This window comes from Streptomyces sp. NBC_01775 (assembly GCF_035917675.1).
GTDB lineage: Bacteria > Actinomycetota > Actinomycetes > Streptomycetales > Streptomycetaceae > Streptomyces.
Map to the genome: position 1 here is coordinate 705,533 of NZ_CP109104.1, position 16,914 is coordinate 722,446.

Here is a 16,914-nt window from a genome sequence, read left to right on the forward strand (position 1 = left end):
CGTGGTCAGACGCTGGACTCTCCGCCATCGATGGCGATCGTCTGCCCCGTCAGGAAGTCAGGGGCGTCGAGAGACAGGTAGGTCACCAGGCCGGCGAGCTCCTCCGGGCGGCCCATACGACGCGCCGGAATCCTTCTGAGCACCTTGGCGACAGCGCCCTCGTCGTCACGCAGCTCGGCATTGATGTCTGTCGCGAAGTAGCCGGGTGCCACGGCGTTCATCTGCGCTCCGAACTTCGCCCACTCCGCTGCCGCCGCACGGGTGAAGTTGATCACGGCACCCTTCGACGCGCCGTAAGCGGTGAACCCGGGCCGGCCGAGCAGTCCGAACACTGAGGCGATGTTGATCGCCCGGCCGGAACCCGCCGGGGCGAAGACGCGCGCTGCCGCTCGGCTGCACAGGAACATGCCTCGTGTGTTGATGTCGAAGATGCGGTCCCACTCGTCCTCGGTCATGTCGGCAAGGCCGACCTGAGCCGTGACTCCGGCATTGTTGACCAGCACGTCAAGGCGCCCGTATGCAGAGAGGCATGTCTCGAAGAGGCCCTCCACCGAGGCGGCGTCGGACACGTCGGTCGGCACGGCCATGGCGGCCCCGCCCTCGTCGAGCACGGCGTCCCGGACTTCCTCCAGGTGCTTGAGGGAGCGTCCGGCAAGGACGACGGCGACCTTGCGGCGGGCCAGCCCCTGGGCGACGGAGCGGCCGAGTCCTCGACCCGCACCCGTGATGATGGCGACCTGTGTAGGCATGACCAAAAGATGTCTGACATAAAACTGACTGTCAAGAATATGACCGAAGTTTATTTGAAGGACACACCTGCCGACCTGCTGATCGTCAGATGCGAGAGCGCACCCCGGAAACGGAGTCAGTCGCGCAGCCGCGACCGGAAGACCAAGAAGCCCGCCGTGACCAGGAGGACGGCGGGCGAAAGGAACGCGGCTGCGAGGCCGACCGACCCCGCCACCGCACCGACCGCCATCGGGACGAGGGTCTGACCCAGCCGATTGCCGCTCAGCCGCACACTCATCGCGGTGCCCTTGAGCCCGTCCGGGGCATGATCGGCCACCCAGGAAAGGGTGATCGGCTGTCCGAGGCCCAGCCCGAAGCCAATGACGACCATCAGCAGATAGAGCCCCGGCAGCCAGTCGACCAGCGGCAGCACGGCGAGCCCGGCTGCCGCTGCCACCATACTGAGAGTCAGAAGCCGACGCCGGGTCAGCCGGCGGATCAGCCGGAGCATGCCGACACGAGCCACCAAGGACGCTACGCCCTGCACGGCCAGGAGCAGACCCACGGTCTGCACGGACAGCCCTCGCGCCGCGCCATAGGCCGGGAGGTAGACGATGAGCAGGTCGACGGCGGACAGTACGGTGAAACTGGCCAGCAAGGCGTTGGGCATGCTCCGCACCCTCATCACCGTACGGAAGCCTCCTGGCGGCAACCGCACACCACCGCGCTGCGGACCGCTGCGACCCCTGCGGGACAATCCAAGACCCAGGGCTGCCATCAGTCCGATGACGGCTACGACGGAGGCCGCGATGTACGCCCTGCCCCCGGCGAAGGAACCGGCCGTGGCGTGCGCACCGGTGACACCACTGGCCAGCAGTCCTGCTGCGGCCGGTGCGAGCAACTGGCCGGCGGAATTGACGATGGTGAAGGCCGCGAAGCGGCTGTGGCGGACTGCGGGATCCTCTGTACGCGCGATCAGGGTCTGGATGCCCACCGAGGCCCCCATGTGGCCGAGGCCCAGCATGGCGCTCACGACCACCAGGCTCGCGATCCGCTGGGGCATGAGCAGGGCCAGCGAGACCGCCGCCATGACGAACGGGCCCGCGATCAGGAACTGGCGCTCGCCCCACCTGTCGACCGCGCGCCCCATGGGCACCGCGGCGGCGAGGGACAGCACGGAGAACGATGCGGTCAGCAGACCGAGGTCGCGCGGACCCGCGTCGAGCGCAAGGGCCTCGTAGGACAGCAGGGGTCGTACTCCGTAGACGACCATCTGCACCACAGCGGTGACGATCATCAATCGCGGAAACCATCGCAACACGCGTGCCGGCTCCTTCGGACGTGCAGCCCGGGCCGGCAGGCAGGCGCGCAGCCGCAGGGTTCAGGCCGTGGCACCGAGGAGCGAGGGAGCACCAGGCCCCTGATTCAGGGGCTTACAGTAGCCTAAAAGTCAAACTATTAAGCCCGTGTAAGGGCATGGCTGTCGACACCCGATTTCAGCTGCGGACAGGAGGGTGGATCCCTTGGCGCGAGTTCCACGAGGCGCGAGCTATTTATGCGAGGCCGGGCCTGCCGACCACCACCTCGGGCGGCTGTGACCCGGCCGGACCCGCCCCGGGTCCCCAACCGACCGGTCAGGGCACTCCGGCCGACGGCGCACGCGCCCCCTCGATGCCCGTCAGCGCGGACTACGCGATATCAGCCCTGCTTCTTGGGCAGTGTCGTGGAGTAGCGAAGGACGTAGTCCAGGTGCGATTCCATGGCTTCCGCGGCCACAGCCTCGTCCCCACTCTCAATGGCGGCGAGGATCGCCATGTGCTGCTTGACCGTCCGCCGGCCCACCTCGTCGGTGACATCGAGGAACTGCGCCGGATGCGTGGCATCGTGCACGGCTGCGATGAACGCCGCCAACAAGCGATTGCCGGACGCCTGCCCGATCGTGGTGTGAAAGGCCAAGTCGTAGCCCGGGATCCCCGGGTCATCGATCGTAGTAGTCCGCTGCCGCTCCACGATCGAACGGAGCTCCCCCAGGTGCACATCGGTCCGGTGCTGGGCGGCCAGACGAGCGGCCGGGACCTCCAGCACACGCCGGACCTCGGTCAACTCCAGCACATCCAGCGCGCCCAGGCGCAGAATCGTGTCCACCGACTCCCCGAGCATCCGACTCAGCGAATCCGGATTCACCGTGTTGACGAAACTCCCACCCGACACCCCGGGGATCTTCCGGATCAGCCCGGCACTCACCAACGCACCGAGCGCCTCCCGCACAGTAGGACGACTCACCCCGAACTGCCTCGCGAGCTCAGTCTCCGCCGGAAGCTTGTCCCCCTGGGCAAAATGCCCTTGCAGGATCGCCTCCCTGATCTGCTGCTCCACCTGATCACGCGGACGAGTCACCTGCCGCGCTTGGAACTGCTGCCCCGACCCCACCCCAGCCACCTCGGCCATGCCATGCCTCTCGTCTCGTCTGACATTAACGCCATGGTAAGTGCGCGCGCGAGACGACAGGCAAGTTCAGCGCAAGAAGAACAGTGGACAAAAGCATAATAACCGACAGAATCCCCTCGATGATGCCTGCGACAGAGCCGCCAGACACCAAAGAGCTAGTCATCACTGGCCAGATGTCAGTCCGATTTGGCAGAGGTGATTCATGTCTGACAGTTGACCCTCTGAAGACTCGAGACTAGATTCACTCGCAGCTTGGCATCGGTCATGCGTCGGCTCCGCGAGGGCGCACCACCTGCCACGCTTGGATCTGCCGATTCATCGGAGGACGCCTTGCCCATGTGTCTGACAGAACTCCCGACGAGGTTCGACTGGGAGGGCGCACCGTGACCGCAAAGGAAACCATCCTTGTCACCGGGTCCTCCGGCTTCATCGGATCCCACCTCGTGGAGCTGCTGAGCACTTCCGGCCGATACCACGTCATCGCTGCGGATGCACAGCGGTCAGCCCGCTCGGCCTCCTTCGCCGCACTCCCCGACGTGGAGGTCTGCGAGCTCGACCTTCGCGACAGGGCGGCGATGGAAGCGGTGGTCTCGCGCTGCCAGAGCATCGTGCACCTCGCGGCCCTGCGGCCGGCGGCCGCCTCCGCCAGGCCGCGAGCCGCCTTCGAGGTCAATGTCGTAGCGGCTTACGACCTGATCGAGCTCGCCACCCAGCACGGAATCCGCCGTATCGTGTTCGGCTCCTCACACAGTGTGTACGGCGCGTTTCGGGAACGACGCACGTTCCGACACCGCGAGCACGAGACGGCCGAAGGGTGCGGACTCGGCATGTACGGGGCGAGCAAGCTCGCCGTCGAGGCTTACCTCGAGGCCCACGCCAACAACGGTGGCCCCGAGTTCCTCTCGCTACGGTTCGGCACGATCTACGGCCCGCGCGTCAATCGGGACAACTCGCTGGGCGGGATGATGATGGACGCCATCGACGCAGTCCGGGCCGGCGGACGACCGGAAGTCCGCTGGGCACCTGATGCCCTGCACGACCTCGTCTACGTGGCCGATGCCGCGAAGACCATCGTGGAAGCGCTCCACGTCCGCACGGACGAGAAGGCGATCAACATCGTGGGTGAGCCGGTGACGACCACCGAGCTCTTCGGCACCCTCGTCCGGACGGCCGGGGGCGCCCCGTCGACGATCGACTGGAAGCCCGAGCAGGTGCGATACCAGCAGGTCAGTCAGGACCGCATGTTCGCGGTGTTCGGACGGATCCTCGAGACGGGGATGACCGACGGCCTCCGCGCCTTCGTGGAGTGGCACCTGAGCGGCGACCTGGTCACACCCACCGCGCGCTGACCGCCGTCGCACAGGCCGCCACGCGTACCCAGCCGGGTACCGCATAACGAGCACACCCCGAGAAAGGAAGGTTCCAGATGCCGATCGAGAGCTTCTCGATGCTGATCGACGGTCAGTGGCAGGCGAGTGCCGACGGCTCGGCGTTCCGGTGCACGAGTCCGTTCACTGCTGAGGACTGGGCCGAAGTGCCGGCGGCGACCGCGGACGACGTGGACGCGGCGGTGGCCGCGGCGCGGCGAGCTTTCGAGGAGGGCCCGTGGGCGGTTTCGACTCCGCTGGTGCGTGCGGGGCTGTTGCGTCGGCTCGGTGACCTGATCACGCAGAGCGCCGCCGAGTTGGCGGCTGTGCAGGTGCGTGAGAACGGCAAGCTGATCCGCGAGGTGGCCGATCAGGCCAAAGCTCTGGCGAACCACTGCTACTTCTTCGCGGGCGTGGCAGAGAGCCCGACCGGTGAGACGCTGGCGACCAGCGTGCCGAACATGCAGGCGTTCACGGTCCGTGAACCGATCGGCGTGGTGGCCACGATCACGCCGTGGAACAGCCCGTTGATGTTGCTGATGGCCAAGCTGGCCCCGGCACTGGCGGCCGGGTGCACGGTGGTGGTCAAGCCCTCGGAAGTGACTCCCGTCTCGACGTTGATGTTCGCGCGTCTGATCAAGGAGGCGGGATTCCCCGACGGCGTGGTCAATGTGGTGACCGGGGCCGGTGAGACCGGAGCCGAGCTGGTGGCCCACCCCGGGGTGGACAAGATCTCCTTCACCGGTTCGACCGAAGTCGGCAAGCAGATCGCGGCCACCGCGGCCACTCGGATGGCGCGCGTGTCGCTGGAGCTGGGCGGGAAGTCGCCGAACATCGTCTTCCCCGACGCTGATCTGGACAACGCCGTCAACGGCGTGATGGCCGGGATTTTCGCCGCCACCGGGCAGACCTGTCTGGCGGGTTCCCGCGTCCTGATCCATGAAGACATCTACGACGACTTCGCGAAGGCGCTCGCGACCCGTGCCGCACAGATCCGGCTCGGCGATCCGAGCGACCCCGCGAGCGAGATGGGCACGCTCGCCAGTCGGGCCCAGTACGACAAGGTGCTGGGGTACATCGAGATCGCCAAGGCCGAGGGGGCGGTGCTCGCCGCCGGCGGCAAGCGCCCGGACGACCCGGCCCTGGAGAAGGGGCTGTTCGTCGAGCCGACGGTCTTCACCGAGGTCACCAACGACATGCGTATCGCCCGTGAGGAAGTCTTCGGACCGGTGGCCTCGCTGATCCGGTTCCGCGACGAGGACGACGCGGTCCGCATCGCCAACGACACCAGCTTCGGCCTGGCAGCGGGAGTCTGGACCCGCGACCTCGCACGGGCCCACCGGATGATCCGGCGCCTGCGCGCCGGCACGGTGTGGATCAACAACTACCGCAAGGTCAACTATGTCGCACCGTTCGGCGGGTTCAAGGAGAGCGGCCTCGGACGCGAGCACGGCATTCACGCCGTCGACGAGTACACCGAGATCAAGACCGCCTGGATCGACACCGGCAACACCATCAAGGATCCCTTCAACCCGCGGGCGTAGTCACAACGAGCGAGTCTTTGTCGGACAGACGGTCGGCCTCGGGCCGGCCGAGAGATGAGTGAGGTGTTCCCGCAGTGACCGAGAAGGTGGGGTTCATCGGTGTCGGCGCCATGGGTTCGGCGATCGCAAGCCGTCTCGTGGAGACCCACGAGCTGTACGTGAACGACCGGAACAAGGAGGCGGCCGACGAACTCGTCGGCCAAGGGGCGACCTTCGTATCGGCAGCTGAGATCGCGGAGCAGTGCACCTACGTCTTCCTGTCGTTGCCGGGGCCGGTGAACGTGGTCGAGCTGCTCCTCGGGAGCGCGGGCATAGCCCGGCACTTTACTCAGGGCACGGTGGTCATCGACACGACCACCGGGACGCCGACTGCTGACACCGAGATCGTCGCGGCGCTGGCCGAGCTCGGGGTCGACTTCGTCGACGCACCGATCGGCGGCGGTGTCCGGCGGGCCCGGGCGGGCACTGCCACGCTGATGGTCGGCGGCTCCCAGGAGGCGTTCGCCAAGGTGCGTGAACTGTTGCTCTGTGTGACACCCGACGTGTACCACGTCGGGCCGGTCGGCGCGGGACACGCGATGAAGCTGGTGAACAACCTGCTCAACAGCTGCAACCGTTTTGCCGCGCTCGAGGCGGTGCGACTCGGCCAGGCCTGCGGCATCGACCAGGACACCGTGGTCAACGTGCTCAACAAGTCGACGGGCCGCAACTACACGACCGAGTACACGTTTCCGCAGCTGCTCAGCGGCGACACATACAAACCACAGGGTTTTGTCCTGCAGTTGATGCTCAAGGACATCCACCTGGCCAACGAGCTGGCGGAGAGCCTCAACCACGGCACGCCCATCGGTCACCTCGTCGAGCAGTTCACCGAGGAAGCCATCGAACGCTTCGGCGGCGACACGGACCAGAGTCAGCTCATGGCCGAGTGGTATGCGCCCCGCGCCGAGTAGAACTCCTTCTCGGTGGGCTCACCGCACCGCTGTCACGGTGAGCCCGCCGTCGCCTTCACCCGCCCGTCACCGAAATGCGGGTAACCCCGGGACGCTCCTCGATACGGGGCCGCCCGGTTTCATCACTTTCGAAGCGCCAGCCCTAGCTGCAGCTCGACCCGGTTCAGCAGCCGCGGGATACGGTCCGGCCGGCATGGTTGGCCTCCTCGGCCGGGGCCCAGCCGTTCCCGCGCGGCAAGTGGCCGGAGCCGCGTTCCCCTCTGTCACGGTCTGGGGACGCACGCCTGCTTCATGGGGATGGACGGTGGAAGTTACCGAGGCCGACGTCACGCGCGTGGACCCCCTCGATCTTCGAGCCCTCGCGCGGCGTGGACTACGCTGCCCGGCGCCAACTCCCGGTCCCGGATCTCTGCACGGACCGCCGGCAACTCAGCGAGGCCGGGCCGCCTGAGCCGAGTTCGACCTGCAAAGCAGCAGGCAAGGCGTCTTCCCCTTCCAGCGCCGTGCGGGCACGCGCCCTGGCCTGTGCCAGAACCAGTGGCCTGATCGGTCAGGCCCCCGGGGCAATTGGCCGTGCCCTGCCACCTCAGCCCTGCCGTGAATCTGTCCTGTAAAACATTTACCCAGCGAGCACATATGCTACAGGTAATCAGGTGAGAGGCAGGGCATGACTGAATCCGCAAGCACGAAGTTCCGGGCGCAGCAGGTCACGCGACCCCGTGACCAGGTCGAGCAGCAAATCCGCGAGGCGATCCTCGAAGGCAACTTCGCACAAGGCGAGAAGCTACCGCCCGAGACGGTACTCGCCCAGCAGTTCGGCGTCAGCCGGCCTACGGTGCGCGAGGCTCTTGGGGCTCTGGTGAGCGCCGGCCTCATCCGGAAGATCCCCGGGGTAGGCGGGGGGAGCTTCGTCAACACCGTGACTCCGGACTCGCTGAGTCAGATGCTCGGCGACTCCATGGACACCATCCTGCGGCTCGGTGCGCTCGATGTCGGCGAACTGACGTCGGTGCGCCGGGTCCTCGAGGTTCCAGCCGCCCAGTGGGCCGCCAGAAACCGGTCACAGGAACACCTCGAGCGCCTCCACGCGATCGTCAAGCGGCAGCGTGAGACGACCATCAACGACCCGGAGATCCCCGGGTACGACCTGGCGTTTCACACCACGATCGGCCAGGCATCAGGGAACCGCCTCCTGGCCGCCTTCACCGCCGCCGTCCACGGCGCCACCCACCCCGCGCAGTACCTTGAGGTCACCGAAGAGGTCGGCCGCAGGACCGTCAAGCAACACATGGCGATTCTCGCGGCCATCGAGGAGCGCGACGAAGACGCCGCACGCAATGCCATGGGAGCCCATCTTGACTACGTTCTGAGGTACTCGCACAGCATGACGAACTCCAGCTGACTCAAGAGGGCCTTCGCCGGGACCGCCGCGGCTCCGGGGGATGCGACCGGCGATCGGAAAGCGGTGGCCCATCTGTCCTTCACGGACCAGCCATCCGTACGCCGAGAGCCGACGCCCGTCCGACTCATCGCCCCAGGATCAGTAGCGACTTGGCACTCACACGGAGTCATCCCATTGACTGAGGAGGAGTTCGCCCAGGTCGGGGCCATGTTTTTCCCGTGTACATCACGATCCGCGATCCCTCGGGCACGAGGAACTCTGCCGTCTCCACCGGCAGGCCGGCTCCCAAGCCCAGAGGCGGGGAGACAGGTATGCCTGGGAACCGAACGGTTCCATCGGGGCCGCCGGCGGCGGGCCCGAGGTGACCGGACCGGGCAACGGTGACCCGGCCGAGGCCAGGGTCATAGATCGCGTACAGGCAAGTGGCGCCAGTGATACCCGTGCCGTCGTCCCCGTTCTCTTCGCCATCAATTCGGCTCACCAGCTCGTCCAGATGCACCAGGAGTTCGTCGGGGGGGCAGGTCGAGAGCGGAGAAGTTGTGCACCGCTGTGCGCAGAGGGCCCATGGTGGCCGAGATGCAGTCCATGGCCCACAACGTCTCCGGCCACCATTGCCACCCGGGCGCCGGGGAGCGGGATGACATCGAACCAGCCCCCGCCCACCCCGGCTTGCGCAGGCAGGTAGCGATAGGCCACCTCGAGGGCGGACTGTTCGGGAACCACCTGCGGCAGCAGCCTGCGCTGCAGGGGGACAGCCATGGTGTGCTCACGGGTGTACGTGTGCTCACGGGTGTAGCGGCGAGCGTTGTCGATGGCCATCGCTGCCCGGGCAACCAGCTCCTCGGCGATCGACACGTCCTCGCGTTCCAAGGCAGGCTTCCCGGACCGCCTGAAGCATGCGACGCCCATGAGAACGCCCCGCGCGCACAAGGAGACCACGATCATGGATCGGATGCCGTAGTCAATGATCCTTTGTGCGGCAACGGGGTCCCGGTGTTGCCATCCCGCGAGGGACGGAAGGCCCGCTTCCAGCTGGAGCTCCCCCGTCGCGAATCCGATCGCTTGCGGCGTTGCCGGCCCGAAGTCGATCAGCTTGCCGACCGCGTACGGAGGATGGTCCCTGCGGATCCCGGCGACGGCGACTCGGCGCATCGTCGCGCCTTCCGGCTCGCCGCCCTGGAAAATCGGGCCGCCCAGATCGACGGTGGCGAAGTCGGTGAATCGTGGGACCGCGTACGGCGTCAACTCCTCGGCGGTACCGAGGACGTCGAGGCTGGTGCCGATCTCGGTCATGGCGTCGTAGAGCAGCCTCAAGCGTCGCTCCGCCACGGCGGCCTTGCCCGAGATGGCCTACAGCTCAGTGGTGTCGCGCAGCGTGACCACACCGCCGGCCAGCCCGCCGTGAGGCTCCGTCGGCCACGCGTTCACCGCGAGCAAGCGTTTGCCTGCCGTGTGCACTTCATCCGAGGCCTCACGACCCAAGAGCAGTATCCCGGCGATTCCGGGAGGCAGCCCCAGATCCACGGCATGGCGCCGCTCTGCGTCCTCGGGAAGTCCCAGAAGTGTCCGCGACTCGTCGTTGGCCAGAGCAACCATCCGTCACCCCCGATGACGATCACGCCCTCACGCGCCGCATGCAGCACCGCGTCATGGTGCTCGTACATCCTCCTTAGTTCGGTCGGCTCGAGGCCGTGAGTCTGCCGTCGCAACCGCCGGCCCACCAACGCCGCCCCGGCCGTCATCAGGATGAGCGCTGCGCACCCGGACCCGAGCAGGAGCGGAAGTTGGTGCCACACCCTCTCGTTCACGCTCTCGACCCCGATCCCGGCGCCCACCAGCCCGAGGACCGTACCGTCCTTGTCGATCACTGGCACCACAGTCACCACGGCTTTGCCGACCGGGCTGTCGAAGGTGCCCGAGTAGGCCCGGCCTGCGAGCCCTCCCCTGTGAGCGAGCCAGCGGGGACCGGCGACGGCGCCCTGAAGCAAGAGGCGCCGCCCCACTGCCGGTGCGCCACCGGCATGCCCGGAATGGGCTGAATATCACGCCGCATTTCTTGCACGGCCACAGGCCAGGGCGGCCCGCTCACGTCTCCCACGTCGGACCTGCCCGGGGCGTGGAAGCCGGAATCCGGATGCTGGATTTGTACGGAGTTGCCTGAAGAGATCAGTCTTCGTCATCGCGGAGGACGTCCTTGGCGACGACCATGGCCGCCATTGCCTTGGGCCACCCGGCGTAGAACGCCAGGTGGGTGATCGTTTCGACGAGCTCGTCGGTCGTGGCCCCGTTGTCGCGCGCCCTGCGCAGGTGGTACGGAAGCTGGCCGGCGTTTCCCGCCGTGACGAGACATGCAAGCGTCACGAGGCTGCGCTCTTTGGGACTCAGCACCTCTCGTGCCCAGACCTGGTCGAACAGAACGTCATCGGTGAACTCGATGAGCGCAGGGGCGAACGTACCGAGGGGGTGCTGTGCGCCTCTGGGTCGTGGTGCAGACATGGTCGGCTTGGCTCCTTTCACTCGGCGGCGCAACACAGTCCCCGACTGGAACGACGCCGGTCGCCGCGGCCGGGATCTCAACTGCTGTCAAGGACACGTGATCAGCACCCGCACTGTGTGTGGATCAGCGCCTCCGGCATGGACGGCGGCCGGACGGCACGGCCCCATGGAGCCTGGCATCGCCGACGCCTGCACGCTCGTGAGTCCCGAGACCTGCAGTGCGGTGACAGCGGCACTACGGCGTGTGACGCCATTGTTCTTGTGGGCCCCTTCCCCCCCCCCGCAGCCACGACCCGCCGCCTTGCACTCGGGACCGCTCTCGGGAGCGAAGGGCCGCTACCGTACGCCCCGCTTGGCGTCCTGGATCCGGGCGTACACGTGCGCGCGAAGCGTCGCGAACCTGGGATGTGATCGTGTGCCGAGCTGGTCACGTTCGCCGGGCAGGTCGATCTTCACGTCGTCCAGGACGACGGTCGGCCGGTTGGACAGGACCAGTACGCGCTGGCCGAGGTAGACCGCCTCGTCGATGTCGTGCGTCACGAACAGCACGGTCACCCCGAGCCGGCGCCACAGCTCGCGGACGAGGTCTTCGAGTTCGGCCCGGGTCTGGGCGTCGACAGCGGCGAAGGGCTCGTCCATAACCAGGATGTGGGGTTCATAGGCGACGGCCCGGGCGATGGCGACCCGCTGCTGCATACCACCGGACAACTGCCAGGGGTAGGAGCTGGGACAGTCCGCGAGTCCGACCGCTTCGAGTGCCTCGTCGGTGAGACGCTCACGCTCTGCCTTCGGACCCCTCTTCTCCTTGAGCGGCAGCATGACGTTCTGGCGCACGGTCAACCAGGGAAAGAGGCTGCGCCCGTACTCCTGGAACACGACCGCCATGCCGGCCGGTGGCTCTGTGACCTTCTTGCTCTTGAAGACGACGGCGCCCTCGGTGACGTCGAGGAGACCCGCGATGCAGCGCAACAGAGTGGTCTTTCCCGCCCCCGAAGGACCGACCACGCACACGAGCTCACCGGCTTTGACCTTGAAGTCCAGGTCACGGATGGCTTCGACGGATCCGTCCCTGGAGGTGTACGTCTTGCCGACGTGACGGATCGCCAGGATCGGCTGGGCGGCGTCACTTTTCTCGCCGGGCTTCTCCGACAGAGGAGTTGCGGTCATGGATCAAGCCTTCCGCTGGGTGTGACGGATTCCCAAGTACCAATGCAGGATGCGACGTTCCGCCAGCTTGAACAGCAGCGACAGGAGGACCCCGATGATGCCCAGCAGGATGATGCCCGTCCACATCTGCGGGATCGCGAACGTGCGCTGGAATTGAATCGTCGTAAAGCCGAGGCCGTTCGTCGCCGCGAACATCTCGCTGATGACCATCAGGATGATGCCAATCGACAAGGCCTGACGGGCGCCGGTCATGATCTGCGGGCTTGCGCCTGGCAAGGTCAGCTTGGTCAACGTGGTCAGGCGCCCGAGCCGGTAGGTGCGGCCGGTGTCGCGCAGCACCTCGTCCACGCCGCGGACACCTTCGACGGTGTTCAGCAGGACGGGCCATACGCACCCGAACGCGATCACAGAGATCTTCATCGTGTTGTCGATGCCGGCGAAGAGCATGATGACGGGGACGAGCACCGGTGCCGGTACGGCCCGGAGGAACTCGAGAACCGGTTCCAGTACCTCTCGCACAACGCGTGAGGACCCGATGGCCGTGCCGAGGGCGACACCAACCACGATCACTGCGCCGTATCCGGCAGCGAGCCGGAGCAGACTCGGCACCACGTCGCTGGTCAGGCGCCCTTCCAACCAAGTCGGACCGAAGGCCCGCAGGATGTCGGCAAGGGGAGGCCAGAAGACACTGGTGCTGTCGCGTGTGGCGAACCACCATGCCGTCAGCAGTACGGCGGGAAGCCCCGCTACGAGCAGGACGCGACGTGCGCGATCGAGGATCATGCGTGCTCCCCCCGGACCGAGGGGTGCCACCGGAGCACCCGCGTCTGGACAGACCTCGCGACTGTGTTCATCAGTACGCCGAGCAGACCGGCCACGATCACCAGTCCATACATCGCGGGAGCGGCTCCGGACGACTGCGCGACACCGATGCGATTGCCCAGCCCTGGCGTGCCGATGATGAGCTCACCTGTGATCTCGAGGATCAGTGCGACCGATGCCGCGAGACGGAATCCGGTCATCACGTACGGCAGCGCCGTCGGCCAGATCACCGTACGCACCTGGGTGAGGGGACGGAACCGGTAGGAACGTGCGGTCTCCCGCGCCACCGGGTCCACGTCCTGGACGCCGTACAGTACCTGCACCAGCACCTGCCAGAACGACGCGTAGATGACGAGCAGCAGGGTGGCCTGCATGTCGGTGCCGAACATGAGCACCGCCAGGGGGATCAGTGCCACCGACGGGATCGGGCGCAGGAACTCGATGGTCGAGGCGGTCGCGTCCCGCAACCACGCGATGCTTCCGATCACGATGCCGAGTGTCACGCCGGCGACCATCGCGATCGAGAACCCGATCGCCCACCCCAGCAACGTCTCCCCAAGGGCCGTCCAGAACTCGGCGGTCGCCCCCTGCCGCGACAAAGCCTCCATCACGGTGCTGAACGGCGGGAGGTAATCAGCGTTCACGATGCCGACGCGCGGCACCACCTCGATGAGCGTCACGAAGAGAAAAAGGCCGAGGACGCCGCGCCTGACAGCTGACGCCGGCCGCCAACGCCGACGTCGGCGCGCGGCCACCACGACCGACGGTTTCTCCAACGGTGCAGCGGTCACGGCTTCACTCCTGTTCCTAGAGTCAGCTCGACACAGCTCCATCAGCCGCATGGCGTGGCGCCCGCCACAGCACAGAAAAGCACGACCTTTACAGGCTGGCAAGAGTTTTACTTTGATCGAGTTGTCACGTCAGTAATGGCCACGTGCCCGTCCGCCACACCTCTGCGGGACGCTCCCCCCTGATCCGCTGCACACCCGAGCTCGCCACCCGCCGCGACCGGGAACACCGCCGCTTCCCTGCCACCCCGTCACCACAGGAGCAGACCGTGGCCTGGCGAGCCGTGGTGAACCTCGCCGGCGACGGCGACGCGGCCTCAGCCGGTCGAGCCGGCGTATTCCGAGTCCGAGACGGCGCCTTCCCAGTTGGTGTCACCCACGGTGACTGCGGTGTGAATCATGTATCGATCACTCGACGCCCCGTGCCAGTGCCGGACACCTGGTGGCGTCCAGATCATGTCGCCCACCCTGACGATGACGGCCTCGTTCTCATCGGCTACGAACCCCTCTCCCGCGAGGACCATCAGGAGCTGGCCACCTACATGGGAGTGCCAGTAGGTCCTTGAGCACGGCGCGAAGAAGACGTTGCCGACGGCCACGCCGTCTACCGGCGACATGAGCATGTCACGCCACGCTTCACCGGTGAAAGTTCCCTCGGCGAGCCCTGAGGGCTGGCCGCTTCCGCCTCGAATCACTGTCAGCATGACCGGATCATGTGAGGCCAGATAGCTAATGTCAAGTGTTTTACCGACTGTAAATGATCGAACTCTTGCGCACCTGTTCACCCCGTGGTTGCATGTGCGCCACATGCGGACTTGTGGGCGACTTCACACAAGCGCCCCCAATGGCCAATACATCGCCTGAAAGGGTGCAAGATGAGACGGCTTCTCTCAGCGGCAGCTTCCGCAGCCCTCCTGATGTCAGTGGCGGCGTGCGGTGGAAACAGCGCGAGCACGACCGGCACCGGATCCGGTGCCGGTGGCCTCCGGAAGGTCGTCTTCGGTGCCGCGCCCGTGGCGCCGACGGGCGCGTTGCAAGTGGGCATCGACAAGGGCTTCTTCAAGGAAGAGGGCATCGAGGTCGAGGTCAAGATGGTCCAGGGCGGCGCTGCGGTGCTTCCCGGCGTCATGGCTGGAAACCCGCAGTTCTCCACGTCGAATGCGACCACGCTGCTGACCGCCCGTGACCGGGGCCTCGGTGTAAAGATCATCAGCCACTGGTCCTCGGACCGAAAGCCGCCACAGAAGGGCATGTACGGCGTGGTGGTACCGAAGGGGTCCGCCATCAAGTCGCTCACTGATCTTCAGGGCAAGAAGGTCGCCGTGAACACACTGCGCGGGCTGGGAGACTTCACCGTCGGTGAGGCCGTCCGCAAGGCAGGCGGCAACCCCGACAAGATCAACTTTGTGGAGCTGGCCTTCCCGGACATGTCGGCAGCGCTCAAGGGCGGTCATGTGAACGCCGTTTGGGTGCCCGAGCCGTTCCTTTCCCGACTGCTCAACGACGGATCGGGCAGACTCGTGGGATACACGACTCAAGAGTCGGTGCCCGGCCTCGCCTCGTACGTCTTCACCTCGGACAGGCTGCAGAAGTCCGATCCCAAGCTTGTGGCCGCCGTGACCCGAGCTCTCAACAAGACGCTCGAGTACGCCCAGGATCACACGGCAGAGGTCCAGTCGGCCGCAGCCAAGATCACCGATATCCCGAAGGCCACCCTCAAGGCCAGCGGCATGGAGTCCTTCGGTACGGACCTGCGCAAGCCGCAGCTCGAGGAGACCGCCAAGCTCATGCAGGAGCGTGGCTGGATCAAGAACGGCCCGAAGGCTGCCGCTGACGTCCTCCCCTGACAAGACGTTCGCGTCGCGTACGAGATTCGCGGAGGCGAAATCAAGTGTGTGAGCCCGTCGCACGCAAGGAGATCACTCGGCTGCTCCCCCGCCGAAGCAGGGAGACGCAACCGGAGCGGACCGCACGTACTGCCTTTCACGCGGAGGCTGACGAGCTACTCCGGCTGCATGGACGTGACATACCCACTCCCGTGGTGTGCTCTCGGGCCGGATCCTCGATCCTCCCCGAGAGCACACGAACACCGCTCGACCGCGGGAGGTCAGTCCCGGGACCCTCCTGGCTGCGGGTCGTTTTCCCCCTGCCGGCTCCGCAGGTGTCCGATTCCCCCCGCCTGAATGCGGGGGCACCCATGGAGGAACCCTGATGAAGTACTGCCAGCTCGGTCGGTCGGGGCTCACGGTGAGCCGCCTGTGCCTGGGCACCTTGAACTTCGGTCCCGAGACGAGCGAGGAGGACAGCCACACAATCATGGACCGGGCCCACCAACTGGGGCTGAACCACTTCGACTCCTCCAACGTCTACGGGTGGAAGCGCGGCGACGGCTGGACGGAGCAGATCATCGGTCGTTGGTTCGCTCAGGGCAGGGGACGGCGGGAACGGACTGTACTCGGAACGAAGGTCTATGAGCCGACGAGCGACTGGCCCAACGACGGTCGGCTCTCGGCCCGTCACATCCGACAGGCATGCGACGACTCGCTCAGGCGGCTCAAGACCGACTACATCGACATCTACCAGATGCACCATGTCGACCGGAACACGCCCTGGGACGAGATCTGGGAGGCGATGGACGTCCTGCGGACCCAGGGCAAGATTCTGTACGTGGGCTCGTCGAATTTCGCGGGGTGGCATCTCGCACAGGCTCAGGACGCCGCCACAGCACGTTCGATGCTCGGCCTCATCAGTGAGCAGTCCATCTACAACCTCGCGACCCGCGACATCGAGCGCGAGGTGATACCCGCCGCCCAGGCGTACGGCATCGGGGTACTCGCGTGGTCTCCGCTGCACCGCGGGATGCTGGCCGGAGTGCTCCGGTCGGAGGTCGCCGCGACCCGGTACAAGCCCGAGCACCTCGCGAAGCACCGTGCCCAGCTGGAGCAGTACGAGGCGCTCTGCGACGAGATCGGCGCCGAGCCTGCCCAGTTGGCGCTCGCGTGGCTGCTTTCCCGCCCTGGGCTGACCTCCCCGGTGATCGGGCCGCAAAGCGTCAAGGACCTCGACAGTGCCGTCGCGGCGCTCGACATCCACCTCGACGACGCCGTCCTGACGCGGCTCGACGAGATATTTCCGGGTTACCTTCCGGCGCCGGAGGACTACGCCTGGTAAGACGCTGTCAGCCACCAGCAATGCTCC

The 16,914-nt window shown here is 66.5% G+C and carries 14 protein-coding genes and 1 pseudogene; 6 read left to right on the plus strand and 9 right to left on the minus strand.

What is annotated here, in order from left to right:
- Positions 1-5: 5 nt before the first annotated feature.
- The 3 genes from OHB04_RS03455 to OHB04_RS03465 form a co-directional block, all read right to left on the minus strand.
- On the minus strand, positions 6-749 hold the full coding sequence (locus OHB04_RS03455; protein WP_326686184.1) for an SDR family NAD(P)-dependent oxidoreductase: 744 nt from the start codon (positions 747-749) through the stop codon (positions 6-8).
- Positions 750-865: 116 nt separating this feature from the next.
- Positions 866-2,026 (minus strand): MFS transporter, encoded by a 1,161-nt coding sequence (locus OHB04_RS03460; RefSeq protein ID WP_326686185.1) that lies wholly within the window; start codon positions 2,024-2,026, stop codon positions 866-868.
- A gap of 401 nt (positions 2,027-2,427) precedes the next feature.
- Complete coding sequence (locus tag OHB04_RS03465; RefSeq protein ID WP_326686186.1) at positions 2,428-3,177, minus strand: FadR/GntR family transcriptional regulator; 750 nt, start codon at positions 3,175-3,177, stop codon at positions 2,428-2,430.
- A 383-nt stretch (positions 3,178-3,560) separates the two neighbouring features.
- Between OHB04_RS03465 and OHB04_RS03470 the strand changes: the two genes are divergently transcribed.
- From OHB04_RS03470 to OHB04_RS03485, 4 genes are all read left to right on the plus strand, one after another.
- Positions 3,561-4,526 carry an NAD-dependent epimerase/dehydratase family protein gene (locus OHB04_RS03470; RefSeq protein ID WP_326806775.1) on the plus strand — a complete coding sequence of 322 codons (966 nt, stop codon included), beginning with the start codon at positions 3,561-3,563 and terminating at the stop codon, positions 4,524-4,526.
- A 77-nt stretch (positions 4,527-4,603) separates the two neighbouring features.
- Entirely contained in the window at positions 4,604-6,088 is a 1,485-nt protein-coding gene (locus OHB04_RS03475) for an aldehyde dehydrogenase (protein ID WP_326686188.1), read from the plus strand.
- Positions 6,089-6,162: 74 nt separating this feature from the next.
- Positions 6,163-7,041, plus strand: a complete 879-nt coding sequence (locus OHB04_RS03480) for an NAD(P)-dependent oxidoreductase (protein WP_326806776.1) — start codon at positions 6,163-6,165, stop codon at positions 7,039-7,041.
- 667 nt (positions 7,042-7,708) lie between these two features.
- A complete protein-coding gene (locus OHB04_RS03485; protein ID WP_326686190.1) occupies positions 7,709-8,443 on the plus strand; it encodes a FadR/GntR family transcriptional regulator in 735 nt (244 codons plus the stop codon).
- Between the two features lie 217 nt (positions 8,444-8,660).
- On the opposite strand, the pseudogene OHB04_RS03490 reads toward OHB04_RS03485, so the two are convergent.
- From OHB04_RS03490 to OHB04_RS03515, 6 genes and pseudogenes are all read right to left on the minus strand, one after another.
- Positions 8,661-10,380: pseudogene (locus OHB04_RS03490) on the minus strand (SpoIIE family protein phosphatase); the annotation flags it as partial.
- Between the two features lie 229 nt (positions 10,381-10,609).
- Complete coding sequence (locus OHB04_RS03495) at positions 10,610-10,939, minus strand: carboxymuconolactone decarboxylase family protein (RefSeq protein WP_326806777.1); 330 nt, start codon at positions 10,937-10,939, stop codon at positions 10,610-10,612.
- A gap of 336 nt (positions 10,940-11,275) precedes the next feature.
- On the minus strand, positions 11,276-12,106 hold the full coding sequence (locus OHB04_RS03500) for an ABC transporter ATP-binding protein (RefSeq protein ID WP_326806778.1): 831 nt from the start codon (positions 12,104-12,106) through the stop codon (positions 11,276-11,278).
- A gap of 3 nt (positions 12,107-12,109) precedes the next feature.
- Positions 12,110-12,889, minus strand: a complete 780-nt coding sequence (locus OHB04_RS03505) for an ABC transporter permease (RefSeq protein WP_326806779.1) — start codon at positions 12,887-12,889, stop codon at positions 12,110-12,112.
- On the minus strand, positions 12,886-13,719 hold the full coding sequence (locus OHB04_RS03510) for an ABC transporter permease (RefSeq protein ID WP_442814779.1): 834 nt from the start codon (positions 13,717-13,719) through the stop codon (positions 12,886-12,888). The genes OHB04_RS03505 and OHB04_RS03510 overlap by 4 nt, the downstream gene beginning before the upstream one ends.
- Before the next feature lie 314 nt (positions 13,720-14,033).
- Positions 14,034-14,420 carry a cupin domain-containing protein gene (locus OHB04_RS03515; protein WP_326806781.1) on the minus strand — a complete coding sequence of 129 codons (387 nt, stop codon included), beginning with the start codon at positions 14,418-14,420 and terminating at the stop codon, positions 14,034-14,036.
- A 213-nt stretch (positions 14,421-14,633) separates the two neighbouring features.
- Between OHB04_RS03515 and OHB04_RS03520 the strand changes: the two genes are divergently transcribed.
- Positions 14,634-15,563, plus strand: a complete 930-nt coding sequence (locus OHB04_RS03520; protein ID WP_326809394.1) for an ABC transporter substrate-binding protein — start codon at positions 14,634-14,636, stop codon at positions 15,561-15,563.
- 364 nt (positions 15,564-15,927) lie between these two features.
- Positions 15,928-16,887 carry an aldo/keto reductase gene (locus tag OHB04_RS03525; RefSeq protein WP_326806782.1) on the plus strand — a complete coding sequence of 320 codons (960 nt, stop codon included), beginning with the start codon at positions 15,928-15,930 and terminating at the stop codon, positions 16,885-16,887.
- Positions 16,888-16,914: the final 27 nt, after the last annotated feature.

Coding starts and splice junctions, on each gene's coding strand:
- OHB04_RS03455 (WP_326686184.1), bottom strand. CDS start 749: ATGCCTACACAGGTCGCCATCATCACGGGTGCGGGTCGAGGACTCGGC.
- OHB04_RS03460 (WP_326686185.1), bottom strand. CDS start 2,026: ATGATCGTCACCGCTGTGGTGCAGATGGTCGTCTACGGAGTACGACCC.
- OHB04_RS03465 (WP_326686186.1), bottom strand. CDS start 3,177: ATGGCCGAGGTGGCTGGGGTGGGGTCGGGGCAGCAGTTCCAAGCGCGG.
- OHB04_RS03475 (WP_326686188.1), top strand. CDS start 4,604: ATGCCGATCGAGAGCTTCTCGATGCTGATCGACGGTCAGTGGCAGGCG.
- OHB04_RS03485 (WP_326686190.1), top strand. CDS start 7,709: ATGACTGAATCCGCAAGCACGAAGTTCCGGGCGCAGCAGGTCACGCGA.
- OHB04_RS03495 (WP_326806777.1), bottom strand. CDS start 10,939: ATGTCTGCACCACGACCCAGAGGCGCACAGCACCCCCTCGGTACGTTC.
- OHB04_RS03500 (WP_326806778.1), bottom strand. CDS start 12,106: ATGACCGCAACTCCTCTGTCGGAGAAGCCCGGCGAGAAAAGTGACGCC.
- OHB04_RS03505 (WP_326806779.1), bottom strand. CDS start 12,889: ATGATCCTCGATCGCGCACGTCGCGTCCTGCTCGTAGCGGGGCTTCCC.
- OHB04_RS03515 (WP_326806781.1), bottom strand. CDS start 14,420: ATGCTGACAGTGATTCGAGGCGGAAGCGGCCAGCCCTCAGGGCTCGCC.
- OHB04_RS03520 (WP_326809394.1), top strand. CDS start 14,634: ATGTCAGTGGCGGCGTGCGGTGGAAACAGCGCGAGCACGACCGGCACC.
- OHB04_RS03525 (WP_326806782.1), top strand. CDS start 15,928: ATGAAGTACTGCCAGCTCGGTCGGTCGGGGCTCACGGTGAGCCGCCTG.